Raw genomic sequence first — 12,480 nt, 5'->3', positions numbered from 1 at the left:
TTTTTCCTTATTCTATGATGACCACTTCGCCTTCTTCAAGGCCTTGTGTAATCTCTGTGATCTTGCCTGTCTGAATGCCGATCTGAACTGGCCGGATCTCTCTAAATCCCTGCTCGTCGATGCAATATACGACGGTCTCTCCTCTTAGGTTTTTGACGGCGCTGTTCGGCACATAAATCGTATTGCGGCTTTCCTCCATGATCAGCACGATCGTACCGGCGGCGCCCTGCTCGAGGGAGGGATCCGGCGTTGTCATCGTAAGATACATGGCGTCTGACTTCAATCCGTCAAAGCTCAGCTCCTCTGCGCGGTGCGCAACTACCTGATACTCATTCCCTTCGCTGGTCAGCGTATAGGTCTCGCCTGCCTGCAGCAGACTCCCGTTCTCTGAATATACCTCAAACATAGCTTCACTCATATCGGAGAGTGTCACTACTTTTTTATCCTTGACTGACCGCTCTCCTTCCTGAAATTCATATAGGTATGTCACCACCCCGTCGATCGAGGCGATGATCTGGCGCGTTTTCTTTTTTTCTTCCAGCTCCTTTAGCCGCTGCTCGGCAACCTGAATGGAATTTTTGAGCTGCTGTGCCTGACTGGCATAGGTATCCACAACCTCGTCCACACGCGATACCCAGCCGGCCTGACTGTTTTCTGCCGCCTGCTTGTCCTGCAGCTGTGCCTGACTGATGCTCACGCCTTCATTCTGATACAGATGATTGAGGCTCATATATAGATCGTCGATCTGATTCTGCTGCTGCCGAATCTGCTCATCCAAGCTGCTTACATCCAGCTCCATCAGCACATCGCCTGCTTTGATGCTGTCTCCCACGCTCACATACACCTTACTGATTTTCTCATCGCCAAGCTCAAAGCCCAGCTTTTCCGTGGAAGAGGGCACATAGCTCGCCCGAATTTGCTCCTGGATCACAACATCGCCACGAACGACCTGAGAAACCACGTAATCCTCAGTTTCTCCTTCCAACAAAAGAGGGGCCATTGGAAGCTCCTCTTCTTTTGGCAGCAACCCACAGCCCGTCAGCGTCATCATGCATGTTACGATCCATATCCATATGATCCCTAAAATTCTTTTCTTCATTTTAGCCTCTCTGCAATTATATCCTACGATATGCTTTATTTGCTTCCATCATACCATATCTTATTGATATAATCCAGATGAATCTCTATATTTATAGAAAAGCAGCGGAAAAGAAGCGCTTACTTTTGCTGCCTTTGGTTTTTCGACTCAGTAGATTTTGCTTTTTTGCGGATGTTTGTTGTTATCCGCCTTTGGCAAAATTTAAAAAATGGCGGAACTTTTTCCTCCATTCACAAAGTGTCTAGGCTCGATGGTGGAATTTTTTCCGTCATTGTTTATTATAAGAAGCTTGCTAACGGGCATTTTTCTCCTATTTTTGAACTGTGCGCCATGCACGGCGGAAAAAATTCAGCTATATCGCCCATTTCCGCCAGCGGCGGCGGAAGAGCGGCGAAAAGGCTGAACCGCCGAAAGGACTGCGAACGGGTTACGGGGCGAAAGGGCTACGAAGCGCCGCAAAAGCAGAGCATCTCCCTCTCTTACCCCACTACCTCTGTCCGCTCCTCCAGCATGCGGATGTTTTGATAATGATAATCATATTTTGCTTCCTGTGATTTAATCTCATAGATAATGCTGTCCACTAAACGCTCGTCCACCACATCCTCTAGCTGCAGATACAGGCGTTCCAGCTCCTGCTTTGTTTCCTCCAGCTGATACGCCTCATGCTGCCAAAAGCGGGCCAGTCGTTCCTCTCGATCGGTCTTTTTTCTTCTAAACATAGAAACCTTCCTCCTTATGCAACTTACCGGTCTTGCTGTTACCAGTATATCCATAAAAAGGAAGGTTTATTCCATTGATCTTTCATTTTAGAGAGGCACGCGCCCCTCTAGCGCCCGGGCCAGCGTCACCTCATCGATATACTCCAGATCGCCGCCCACCGGCACGCCGTTGGCGATACGCGTCACCTTTACGCCAAGCGGCTTGAGCAAACGGCTCAAATACATTGCCGTCGTCTCGCCCTCCACCGTAGGATTGGTCGCAACGATCACCTCTTGCACCGTCTCATCCTTCAATCGGTCCAACAGCTCCTTGATCTTCAGATCCTGCGGATTCACCCCCGAAAGCGGTGAAATCACCCCCTGCAGGATATGATACACGCCTTTATACTGGCGCGTGCGTTCATATGCCGCCATATCCCGCGCATCCTCCACCACCATAATCACCGTATGGTCCCTGGCGGTATCGGAGCAGATGGGACAGAGCTCCTCATCCGTCAGACATCCGCATTCCTTGCAGTAACGCACCTCGGTCCGCGCCGACACAATAGCCTCCGCCAGCGCCTGCGTCTCCTCCTTCGGCATGCGAATCATATGAAATGCTAGTCGCTGCGCACTCTTGCGGCCGATCCCGGGCAATCTCGACAGCTCCTCAATCAGCTTAGAAACCGGACTGCCAAAATAATCCATCCTTAGAAAATCCCCGGAATATTCAGGCCGCCGCTGATGCCGCCCATCTTCTGCTCATGGTATTCGTCGATCTGACGCAGCGCCTCATTCGCAGCCGCCACAATCAGATCCTGCAGCATCTCGATATCCTCCGGATCCACAACCTCAGGCTTCAGCTCCACGCTGACCACCTGCTTCTTTCCGGTCACCGTCACCTTCACAGCCTCGCCGCCGGCCGTTCCCTCGAACTCCTTGGCCTCCAGCTCCTTCTGCATCTCCTCCATCTGGCGCTGCACGCGCTGCGCCTGTTTCATCAAATTATTCATGCCGCCCGGCATGCCGGTAAAACCACCACGTTTTGCCATTCTATTCATTCCTCCAATTCACATCCGTATGGATTTGATTCTTAATATCACTCAGGTCGCCGCTGCCAATGCGCGGTCTCTCATCACTGACAACCCGCACCCGATAACGGCTCCCTGTAGCTTCCTCAATCTGCTCCTCGATCAGCGACAGCTTCTCGCCGCCCTTCATCTCCAGCTGCTGACAATAAATCGCCTTAGAGGCCCGAAGCACCAGCTCATCCGCAGCCGCCCCCGCCTCCAGCCGCATCAGGTTCAGCGTATACAGGCTCTGCCACTGCGTACTGATTTTCTTTCGGATCTCCGGCCATCTTTGGATCACGGCCTGCTGCTCCGCCGTTCCTTTTGCTGCGCCTTCCGCCGGCGTTTTTTGTTCTGCCTGTTTAGGCGCCGGCACAGCCGGAATCGTCTCCTGGCTTCTGCTCTGCTGCTGTCTTTCAGGCGTCCTTACAGGCGCTTTGTATGACGGCGCCTCCTGCAGGCGCTCCGGCCTCTCGGCCGACCGCCCCCGTAAAAGCCCCAGCAGTCCTACCTCTAAAATAATCCGCTTTTCAGAAGCCGACTTTAACTTTGCCTCCAGCTTCGCCAAGCTCTCAATATACCACGTCAGCTGCTCTGCACTGAGCTCGCCTGCCTGTCTTTGAATCCGCTCCAGCTGCTCGGGGTCTGTCTCAATCAGCCCCTCAGCTTGATCCTTTAACACTTGGCTAACCAGTACATTGCGCAGGTATTCGCTCCATGTACTGACAAACTGCAGCACATCCCGTCCTTCTGCAAACATCTGCTGAATCAGCGTCAAAAGCGCCGCGGCATCCTCCTGCGCGAGTGCCGCAGTCATCTGCGTGAAAATCCGGCTGTCCACCGCACCCAGCACATCCTGCACTCTTGCCAGTGTAATCTCTTCATTTATATAATATGCATGACATTGATCCAGGATACTCAGCGCATCCCTCATGCCTCCGTCCGCCAAAGCAGCAATATAATGCAGCGCTGCCTCTTCTGCACGGATGCCTTCTTTTTCGCAGACCTGTGCCAAATGCTCTGCAATCTCCTGCACCGTAATGCGCTTAAAATCATAGCGCTGGCAGCGCGATAAAATGGTTGGCAGCACCTTATGCGGCTCTGTGGTTGCCAGAATAAAAATCACATGTGCAGGCGGCTCCTCGAGCGTTTTCAAAAGCGCATTAAAAGCTGACTGCGTCAGCATGTGTACTTCATCAATGATATAGACCTTATACCGTCCCTTGGTCGGCGTATACTGTACTTCTTCCCGAAGATCCCGAATATTCTCTACGCCATTATTAGAGGCCGCATCAATCTCGACCAGATGAAAGCTGCTCTCTGCCTCCCGGCACAGCTCACACTCGTTACACGGATTCCCATCTACCGGATGCAGACAATTAACCGCCCGCGCAAACACCTTTGCCGTTGAGGTTTTGCCTGTTCCGCGTGTGCCGCAAAACAAATAGGCATGCCCCACCTGTCCATATTTTACTTGATTTTGCAGCGCTGTGATGACTGCCCGCTGCCCCACCATCCCATCAAAGGTGGTCGGTCGGTATTTCCGGTACAATGCCAGATATGACATGGGATCTCCTTTCACTAAAGTTTTCTCCGCTATCCAACCATACTAAACAAATACCCCGCGTGAATAGCTCCCACCCGGCGGGCCATATCACATAGAAAGGTCTTCTTAGTGCTGCTTCCTTCCGGACCTGACACGATTCAAAGTTTTCTATTGTATGATGCCAAATGTTCATTACTACTCACGCGGAGCATAGTTAAGTATAGCCAACTTTTTTCTATCTGTCAAGGCCTTTGTCAACTATTCACGCCGGGTGCTGTCGCGTACGACCAGCTCAACCCCCAGCTCCATTTTGATGCATTCTTCCGCCTTTGAATCGCTTTCCTGAATCGTGGATAACAGCAGCTGTGCCGCATGGCGCCCTAATGCCATATCTGGCACTCGGATGGTTGTCAGCGGCGGATTTACCATCGCTGCGATCTCGCGGTCCTCGAAGCCGACCACTGCAATTTGCTGCGGCACCGTATGACCGCTGGCCTGAAGCTGCTGAATGGCCTTCCAGGCTACCATATCATTGTCCGTAAGAAAGGCCGTGGGTGCGTTTTCGCTCTGCAGCAGGCGGTGAATGCCCTCCGCATCGGAGACCTCCAGACACCACTGCGGCTGCTGCGGCAGCCCCAGCTGCGCCAAGATCATATGATAGTACCCCTTGCGCTCGCAAAAACTGGCCCGCTGCGCACTGCAGCTGATATAGCCAATTCGCTCATGCCCTTGCTCCTGCAGGTGACGGATCAGCTTATAAACACCCTGTTCATTATTGACGGAAACGCTGTTGACTTCCTCATCCATGTAGTAAGTATCCAGCATGACAAACGGCTTTTCCATAGCCTTCAGCTCCTGCAGGTCAATACTTTCCAGACAGGGCTTCTGTACGATGAGTCCTTTTACGTTTTTATCTGCCAGACATTTTTCCAAGCTGCATCCACATTCCGGCTTGACATGGAAAATAAGCATTTCATAGCCCTGCTCCTGCAGATAAGCAGAGGCACCTTCCATGACGGCTGCATAAAATGAGAAAATATCGCTGCACTCCTTGCACACTGGGTAGATCACAAAGGCGATGGCGCCGCCGGCCTCATGAACAGCCTCAGAGCCCTGTGGGTTTTTCAGCATATAGCCGTATCCCATTTCACAGATTTTTCTGCGCAGCTCCTGCCGAGTCTCCTCACAGATCCCCGGCTTGTCATTGAGCACCAATGAAATGGTAGCGGGCGAAACGCCCAGTCTGGCTGCCAGCTCCTTTGCTCGAATCATACGGCTCTTCCTTTCTTTGTTAGGCCCTCATCAGGACTTTAACTTCATATCCTTAAAATACATTCCCCATGTGACAAGGTCAAATGCCTCAATGGCTTCCCCGAGTCCCATTTTATAATACATATAGCTGATCGGTACGATCGGGCTCTCATCAATGATGATATCCAGCGCCTGCTGCAGGAGCTGCGTCCTCTCTGCTTCATCCATGCTTGCTGCCTGCTGGTTTAAAAGCGCATCTACCTCTTCATTGGCATATCCGGGCACATTGCTGCCCCCTTCTCCCATATACGCAGAGTTGAAAATACCCATGATGTTGCCAGAGGGATCCGGCCAATCAGCCTCCCATTCAAAAATACCCATCTCATAGGTATGATTACCGTTTTCATCCACATATTCGCCGAATTCATGGCAGATGATTTCATCATAAGACATTCTTTCAATATTGACGGTAATCCCGATCTCTGCCAAGGCCTGCTGAATGACCAACGCAATGGAATTATTCATATTGCTCTCGTCGCAGATCAGACTAACTGTAAAACCATCTGCATGCTCAGAGGCTGCCAGATATTCTTTGGCCTTTTCTATATCATAGGCATAGTCCTGAGCCGTCTTTTCATAGGCCTCCCATGACGGACGCTCAAAGGTGTACAGATAGGAGCTCATCGGAATAAAGCTTGCTTTCTCTCCTACTCTGCCCACAATTGTATTGTTGATTTCTTCCTTCGGAATGGCGCTGGCAATCGCGCGGCGGACATTCACATCGTCAAAAGGCTCCTTACTGCAGTTCATAGCCAAAAACAGAAAGTCACCCGACTCCTTCATCTGTATCTTTACTTTTCCGGATTTTTCGATCGTCTCCAAGAGATCGCCGGGCAGCCAGGTGTCCAGATCTGTCTGACCACTGGTCAGCGCGGAGGCGCGCGTCGTATCCTCTGAGATAACCGTAAAGGTAATATTTTTTACATCCGGATTGCTATACTGCGGATCCCAATAGTTTTGATTGTAAGAAAGCTTTAACTCGCTGCCCACCGTCCAGCTGTCAATCACATACGGACCTGTGGCCACCAGCCCTTCTACAGAAGAACCAAACTGATCTCCCGCGGCCTCACAGGCTGATTTTTGAATAACCGCACCGGCGGCTGTGCCCAGTACATACTGCCATGTCGCATCCGGCTCATACAGCTTTACGGTAAACTCCCAGTCACCTGTCTGTGTAATCGATTCTACATTATCATACATCCAGCCCAGATAAGATGCCACAGCCGGATCTCTGTGCCGCTCCATAGAAAACAGCACATCCTCCATGGTCACCGGATCTCCGTTTGAAAATTTGATGTCACTGCGCATGTGATAAACATAAGTAACATTATCTGTCGCTTCCCAGCTCTCGGCCAAAAATGGCTTCATGCTTCCATCCATCTGCTGCGCCAGAATATTTTCTGTTACCTGTCCCAGCACCAGCATCGTGGATGTGTCATACATACGCGCCGGATCCAGTGCTACTACGTCTGCGATTAGCTGCGCTGTTACCTTTCCTTCTTTTTCTTTTGGCTCTTCCTGTTTGCTGCAGCCTGCTAAACAGCTCAGCAGCATGGCCAGCAGCAACAGGCTGACCAGTCCTTTTTTTACTACCTGCTTCAATTTGATTTCTCCTTTTAATTTTGATTTATACAATGACAAGCGGCTCTGTGCCCCTTGCCCAGTTCAACCATCGAGGGACGGAGTCTTTGACAGTTTCCCATTTGCTTTGCATAGCAGCGCCCTGCAAACAAACAGGCGTTTTCGTTTTGCCCTGCATCCCTTACATCGCCGCGCAATAAAATACGGCCTTCCTGGCTCTTTCCCAGCCGCGGCCTGGCAGAAAGCAGCGCCTTCGTATAGGGATGCGCCGGAGCGCGAAACAGCTCCTCTGCTCCGCCCTCTTCAACAATGCGGCCGCGGTACATTACAAGCACTCTCTCACAAAGCGCCCGGACTACCGCTAAATCATGAGAAATAAACAAGACGGCAATGCCGTATTGACCTCTTATATCGCGCAGCAGCTTTAAAATAGATTCTTGTATTGATACATCGAGTGCTGACACCGCTTCATCTGCAATCAGCAGTCTGGGCGACGAGAGAAGCGCTCTCACGATTGCCAGCCTCTGTAGCTGTCCTCCGGACAGCTGAGAAGGTCTTCTCTCCAGCAGCTCTTTGTCAATCTCGCAGTACTGCAGGAGCTCAGCCAATTTGTCCTGATATTGTTGGGGCGTAAGCCCATAAAATTTTCTTACTTTTTCTAATGTTTGTCCGATGGAAAAACGCGGATTAAAAGAGGCATACGGGTTTTGGAAGATCATCTGAATCTGAGGCCGGAGGCTGCGCATCTGCTTTTCGCTGTGATGACTTATATCGCTTCCGTTCCATAAGATAGCGCCCTCTTCTGCCTCTATTAAACGGATGATACAGCGTGCCAGCGTCGATTTGCCGCAGCCGCTTTCTCCTACAATGCCTAAGATTTCTCCTTCTTTTACAGAAAATGATACGCCATCTACCGCCTGTACGGTCGCCTCTTTTTGATGATATTCTTTTCTTAGCTCCCGCACCTCTAAAAGGTTAGGTTTCATAAGCTCCCTCCTTTCTGACGGCGCTGTCGATCAGACGCTTGGTGTATTCCTTTTGCGGCTGGTTAAACACAGCATTGGTATCGCCTTCTTCTACAATCGTTCCTTTATCCATCACGGAAACACGCTGACAGACTTCGGAAACAACACCGAAATCATGTGTAATCAGCAGAATTGCTAAGCCTTCCTTTTGAAGCTGCCTAAGCAGCTCTAAAATCTGCGCCTGCGTCGTGACATCCAGTGCTGTGGTCGGCTCGTCGGCAATCAGAAGCTGCGGCCCGCAGCATACGGCCATTGCCAAACAAATCCGCTGCAGCTGACCGCCGGAAAACTGATGCGGATAGCGCCTGCTCATCTGGGCGCCGGGTACGATCCCTACCCGCTCCAGCTGTTTGACTGCTTCCTGCATCGCTTCCTTTCGGTTCATGCCTTTGTGATAACGAAGCATCTCCGCAATCTGCTCGCCCACGGTAAACAGAGGATTCAGCGCTGTTAAAGGATCCTGCGTAATATATCCGATCTGCCGTCCGCCCAACCTTCGCCGCTGCGAAGCGGGCAGCTCCGTCAGCTCCTGTCCGTCAAATCGGATCGTCCCTCTTACAACTGTACGCGCGGCATCCCCCATGTTCAAAACGGCCTTTGTCATCATCGTTTTGCCGCAGCCGCTTTCTCCGATGAGCCCATGGACCTCTCCTTTTTGTATGTCCAGATCAACGCCCTGCAAAATGTGATGGAGCCCCTGCTCTGTATGAAGCCACAGATGCAGATCCCTGATTTTCAATATGCTATTATCCATGCGCCTGCTCCTTCTGCTGCTTTTGCACCGCTGCTTCCATGCTGCTTTTCACCATGGCCTCAAGACGTTTTTTCCGCAGCCGCGGCAGCCTTCTCTGCGCAGGGTCGATATATCTTAAGACGCCATCACTGATCAGATTGATGGCAATGACTGTCAGAGCAATGGCAATCCCTGGGGCAACCGCCCCCATTGGATGCAAAAACAATAACTGCTGCCCTTCCTCCAGCATCGCGCCCCAATCCGCCGTTGGCGGCTGCACACCAAGCCCCAGAAAACTCATCGCCGCTAAATCAAGCACTGCATATCCGATGTCGAGCGTCAACTGTGCCGTAAGCGGCGCTACGCAGTTGGGCAGAATCTCAGTAAATAAGATTCTAGGCCTTGAATAGCCAATGGTTCTGCCGGCTTCCACATAGGTCTTATTTTTTTCAGTCAGCGTCAGCGAACGCGTAAGCTTAGCCGTCATCGGAATATAGATAATACCAATGGCAATAATACTGTTGATCAAGCTGCGCCCGAATGCCGCCACAAATACAAATGCCAATAATAAAGAGGGAAAGGCGATGATCACATCGCAGATCCTCTGCGTAACCTTGTCAAACCAACCGCCATAATATCCGGCAAACAGCCCCAGCGGAATACCAAACAGCATCGCAAACGCTACAATGGCCACTGCGCTGAGCAGCGTCGTCCGCCCGCCGAAAAGAAGCCGGGAAAAGATATCACGGCCCGTTGGATCCGTCCCTAGCCAATGAGTCAAGGAAGGCCCCTGCAGCGCCTCGCCCAAACTGATGGCATTCGGATCATAAGGCGCCAAGACATTCGCAAGGATGGCGCCGCCGATCACAATTGCCAAAATCATCACTGCTACGATCACAGCAGGGCTGAAAAATGACCGAATTCTCTTTCTTTTTTTATCCATTGCGGCCTCCCATTCCGGTACGGATCCTCGGATCGATAACCGCATATAAGATATCGGTAATCGTGCTGATGAGCAAAAAGACAAACACCATCAGCATTGTAATCGCTTGTGTGACCGGATAATTGCTGGTCTGTACAGCCGATATCAAAAGTCCGCCGAGGCCCGCCAGCGAAAATACTGCCTCGACTAAAACTGCCCCTACCAGCATACTGCCCATCTGAATGCCGTACACCGTAATCAAAGGAATGAGCGCATTTTTAAATGCATGCTTCCAGATTATCGTCTTTTGCGGAAGTCCCTTTGCCTGCGCCATCTGAATATGCGGACTCTGCAGCTCTTCGATCATGGAAGAGCGAATCATGCGCTGCGCTAATGCAATCATTCCCAGTGCCAGACACAAGGCCGGCAGCCAGAGACGCTCTATCATCTCCCCGAGTGAGCTAAAGCTCCCGGTGAAGGAAATCCCTGGTGCAACGCGGGCTAAGATCGCGATGGCAATGACACTGATAAAAAACGGAGGACAGGCCATCGTAATCAGCGAAAACAGGGATGCGCCCCGATCCACCAGCGTATGACGGCGTATCCCGCTAAGCACCCCAAGCGGAATAGCCACAAGCAGCGCGGCAATCGAACTGCAAAAGGTGAGCGTCAGTGTCACCGGAAGCCGCCCTGCGATTAAATCCCACACCGGCTGCTGATATTTGAAATCAAGTCCAAAATCACCCTGCAGCATTCCTTTAAGCCATCGCCAGTACTGCATCGGCAGCGAATCATTCAAATAAAACTTTTCACGAAGCGCCGCAATGGTCTCCGGCGAGGTCTGCTTGCCGCCTAAAATCACTGCCACCGGATCGATGTTAGACATGTGGCACATCGCAAAAACAAGCACGCTGGCTGCCAGTAAAATAAAAACAAACTGCAGCAGACGGTCGCCGATATACCAGCCGATCCCTTTTTTCTTTAATTTCTTCATTTAACTTTATTCCTTGCTTTTCATCTATGGATATAGGTCTGGTTTATTATAAATTTTCTTCAGAAGAATGTCAAGTTTTCTAAATAAAATTTATAAACTCTTTAGATTTCTAAATTTTCTTTCCATCTGCTTTCACCGAATAACGCTCTCTTTTGTATACAAAACGCACCAACCAAGAAGACCAGCATAATCACCCATGTCAGCGGCTCTGTAATGCTGCTGCCAAAAAAGCCAAGCTGCGGTATTAAAAACGCAGCCGATACGCCTTTCATCCCCAGCTCCAAACAGCTGGAAATAATGGGCGCTATCTTTTTGCCCATGGCCTGCATCGCGGTACGCAGCACAAGCAGAGCTCCCAGCACCGGGAAAAAGAATAAATGCCAGCGCAAATTCATGACCGCGTTTTGTATGATCATTAAATCCTCTGTCCCCGTCGTAATCCGGATCAGTATATCTCCGAAAAACGCGGCGATGATGCAGGCAATTCCGGACCATACCATCTCCATTTTCAGCACCTGCTTGAGTCCTGATCGGATTCTGTCCGTCTTTCCTGCTCCCCAGTTCTGACCCACAAAGGTAGAGGATGCTGTTGCAATGGTAGCCAGCGGCTGCATGGTAATCCCGATGATACGCCTTGATGCCGTTTGCGCGGAAATAATGCTTGCTCCCAGACCATTTGTGGCCCTCTGAAACAGAATTGACCCCAGATCCACAACGCAAAGCATTAAACCCATCGCGACTCCTTGTGACACCAGCTCTCCTAACAGCTTTTTGGAAACTCGCAGATCCTTTCTGCTTGGCAGAAGAAAGCGATAATTTTTAACGATATACCATCCGCAAAATGCTGCGGCCGTTCCCTGTGCGATCACAGTAGCCAGCGCCGCTCCTGCAACTCCCATCTTCAGGCCTACCACAAAAAGCAAATCCAGCCCTATATTTAATAAAGAAGCAAGAATTAGGAAGTAGATAGAAGTACGGCTATTCCCTACCGCCCGCAAAATCCCTGAAAACATATTATAGCAGATTGTAGCCAGCATACCCATACAGATAACAACAATATAACGGTATGCTTCTGAAAAAATTGCCTCCGGTGTATTCATGAATCGCATCAACGGCCTCAAAAATACAACGGATACCACTGTCAAAACTGCCGTCACCACTATATTGAGCTGTATCATGCCCGCAACGGCCTCTTTTAGCTTTTTTTCATTCCCCGATCCGAAATACTGTGTGACGACAATCGCATAGCCGCTATTTAGACCTGATGCGATATTGATTAGAAGTGAATATAGCGAGGAGGTCGCTCCTATGGCCGCTATCGCACCGTCGCCCAAGCTATACCCTGCAATCATCGTGTCGATCATGCTGTATACCTGCTGAAAGATATTACCTATAAATAAAGGAACAGCAAACATCAGAATGATGCGCATTGGATTTCCTTCTGTCATGTTCACCACTCTTGCGGTTGATTTTTTGCCCGTTATCTGTTTCATAAATCAAT

At 50.5% G+C, this 12,480-nt stretch carries 13 protein-coding genes and 1 other RNA gene; 1 reads left to right on the top strand and 13 read right to left on the bottom strand.

Going from position 1 to position 12,480, the window contains the following annotated elements:
* Window positions 1-7: 7 nt before the first annotated feature.
* Window positions 8-1,099, bottom strand: a complete 1,092-nt coding sequence (locus HFE64_01035; GenBank protein ID MCI8632055.1) for a biotin/lipoyl-binding protein — start codon at window positions 1,097-1,099, stop codon at window positions 8-10.
* A 237-nt stretch (window positions 1,100-1,336) separates the two neighbouring features.
* Here HFE64_01035 and HFE64_01030 point away from each other — a divergent pair, with 237 nt between their 5' ends.
* Window positions 1,337-1,624, top strand: a complete 288-nt coding sequence (locus tag HFE64_01030; protein ID MCI8632054.1) for a hypothetical protein — start codon at window positions 1,337-1,339, stop codon at window positions 1,622-1,624.
* Here the strand turns inward: HFE64_01030 and HFE64_01025 are convergent.
* From HFE64_01025 to HFE64_00970, 12 genes are all read right to left on the bottom strand, one after another.
* A complete protein-coding gene (locus HFE64_01025) occupies window positions 1,579-1,818 on the bottom strand; it encodes a DUF2508 family protein (GenBank protein ID MCI8632053.1) in 240 nt (79 codons plus the stop codon). The genes HFE64_01030 and HFE64_01025 overlap by 46 nt on opposite strands.
* Before the next feature lie 87 nt (window positions 1,819-1,905).
* Entirely contained in the window at window positions 1,906-2,505 is a 600-nt protein-coding gene (recR, locus tag HFE64_01020; protein MCI8632052.1) for a recombination protein RecR, read from the bottom strand.
* Window positions 2,506-2,507: 2 nt separating this feature from the next.
* Window positions 2,508-2,849 (bottom strand): YbaB/EbfC family nucleoid-associated protein, encoded by a 342-nt coding sequence (locus HFE64_01015; protein MCI8632051.1) that lies wholly within the window; start codon window positions 2,847-2,849, stop codon window positions 2,508-2,510.
* 1 nt (window position 2,850) lies between these two features.
* Complete coding sequence (gene dnaX / locus HFE64_01010; GenBank protein MCI8632050.1) at window positions 2,851-4,434, bottom strand: DNA polymerase III subunit gamma/tau; 1,584 nt, start codon at window positions 4,432-4,434, stop codon at window positions 2,851-2,853.
* A gap of 68 nt (window positions 4,435-4,502) precedes the next feature.
* Window positions 4,503-4,601, bottom strand: an RNA gene (gene ffs, locus HFE64_01005) — signal recognition particle sRNA small type.
* A 70-nt stretch (window positions 4,602-4,671) separates the two neighbouring features.
* Window positions 4,672-5,685 carry a LacI family transcriptional regulator gene (locus tag HFE64_01000; protein ID MCI8632049.1) on the bottom strand — a complete coding sequence of 338 codons (1,014 nt, stop codon included), beginning with the start codon at window positions 5,683-5,685 and terminating at the stop codon, window positions 4,672-4,674.
* A gap of 30 nt (window positions 5,686-5,715) precedes the next feature.
* Complete coding sequence (locus tag HFE64_00995; protein ID MCI8632048.1) at window positions 5,716-7,326, bottom strand: ABC transporter substrate-binding protein; 1,611 nt, start codon at window positions 7,324-7,326, stop codon at window positions 5,716-5,718.
* A 14-nt stretch (window positions 7,327-7,340) separates the two neighbouring features.
* On the bottom strand, window positions 7,341-8,291 hold the full coding sequence (locus HFE64_00990; protein MCI8632047.1) for an ABC transporter ATP-binding protein: 951 nt from the start codon (window positions 8,289-8,291) through the stop codon (window positions 7,341-7,343).
* Window positions 8,281-9,084 carry an ABC transporter ATP-binding protein gene (locus tag HFE64_00985; GenBank protein ID MCI8632046.1) on the bottom strand — a complete coding sequence of 268 codons (804 nt, stop codon included), beginning with the start codon at window positions 9,082-9,084 and terminating at the stop codon, window positions 8,281-8,283. Before HFE64_00985 ends, HFE64_00990 begins: the two co-directional genes overlap by 11 nt.
* Entirely contained in the window at window positions 9,077-10,006 is a 930-nt protein-coding gene (locus tag HFE64_00980; protein ID MCI8632045.1) for an ABC transporter permease, read from the bottom strand. The genes HFE64_00985 and HFE64_00980 overlap by 8 nt, the downstream gene beginning before the upstream one ends.
* On the bottom strand, window positions 9,999-10,979 hold the full coding sequence (locus HFE64_00975; GenBank protein MCI8632044.1) for an ABC transporter permease: 981 nt from the start codon (window positions 10,977-10,979) through the stop codon (window positions 9,999-10,001). The genes HFE64_00980 and HFE64_00975 overlap by 8 nt, the downstream gene beginning before the upstream one ends.
* Before the next feature lie 101 nt (window positions 10,980-11,080).
* Window positions 11,081-12,472, bottom strand: coding sequence for an MATE family efflux transporter (locus tag HFE64_00970; GenBank protein ID MCI8632043.1), 1,392 nt, complete (start codon window positions 12,470-12,472; stop codon window positions 11,081-11,083).
* Window positions 12,473-12,480 lie beyond the last annotated feature (8 nt).

It is taken from the genome of Lachnospiraceae bacterium (assembly GCA_022794035.1).
Taxonomy (GTDB): domain Bacteria; phylum Bacillota; class Clostridia; order Lachnospirales; family Bianqueaceae; genus CALWPV01.
This window is presented reverse-complemented; position numbering and strand designations above follow the sequence as displayed.

Excerpts from the sequence above, each read along its gene's own strand:
- HFE64_01035 (MCI8632055.1), bottom strand. The coding sequence starts at position 1,099 with ATGAAGAAAAGAATTTTAGGGATCATATGGATATGGATCGTAACATGC.
- HFE64_01025 (MCI8632053.1), bottom strand. The coding sequence starts at position 1,818 with ATGTTTAGAAGAAAAAAGACCGATCGAGAGGAACGACTGGCCCGCTTT.
- recR (MCI8632052.1), bottom strand. The coding sequence starts at position 2,505 with ATGGATTATTTTGGCAGTCCGGTTTCTAAGCTGATTGAGGAGCTGTCG.
- HFE64_01015 (MCI8632051.1), bottom strand. The coding sequence starts at position 2,849 with ATGGCAAAACGTGGTGGTTTTACCGGCATGCCGGGCGGCATGAATAAT.
- dnaX (MCI8632050.1), bottom strand. The coding sequence starts at position 4,434 with ATGTCATATCTGGCATTGTACCGGAAATACCGACCGACCACCTTTGAT.
- HFE64_01000 (MCI8632049.1), bottom strand. The coding sequence starts at position 5,685 with ATGATTCGAGCAAAGGAGCTGGCAGCCAGACTGGGCGTTTCGCCCGCT.
- HFE64_00990 (MCI8632047.1), bottom strand. The coding sequence starts at position 8,291 with ATGAAACCTAACCTTTTAGAGGTGCGGGAGCTAAGAAAAGAATATCAT.
- HFE64_00985 (MCI8632046.1), bottom strand. The coding sequence starts at position 9,084 with ATGGATAATAGCATATTGAAAATCAGGGATCTGCATCTGTGGCTTCAT.
- HFE64_00980 (MCI8632045.1), bottom strand. The coding sequence starts at position 10,006 with ATGGATAAAAAAAGAAAGAGAATTCGGTCATTTTTCAGCCCTGCTGTG.
- HFE64_00975 (MCI8632044.1), bottom strand. The coding sequence starts at position 10,979 with ATGAAGAAATTAAAGAAAAAAGGGATCGGCTGGTATATCGGCGACCGT.
- HFE64_00970 (MCI8632043.1), bottom strand. The coding sequence starts at position 12,472 with ATGAAACAGATAACGGGCAAAAAATCAACCGCAAGAGTGGTGAACATG.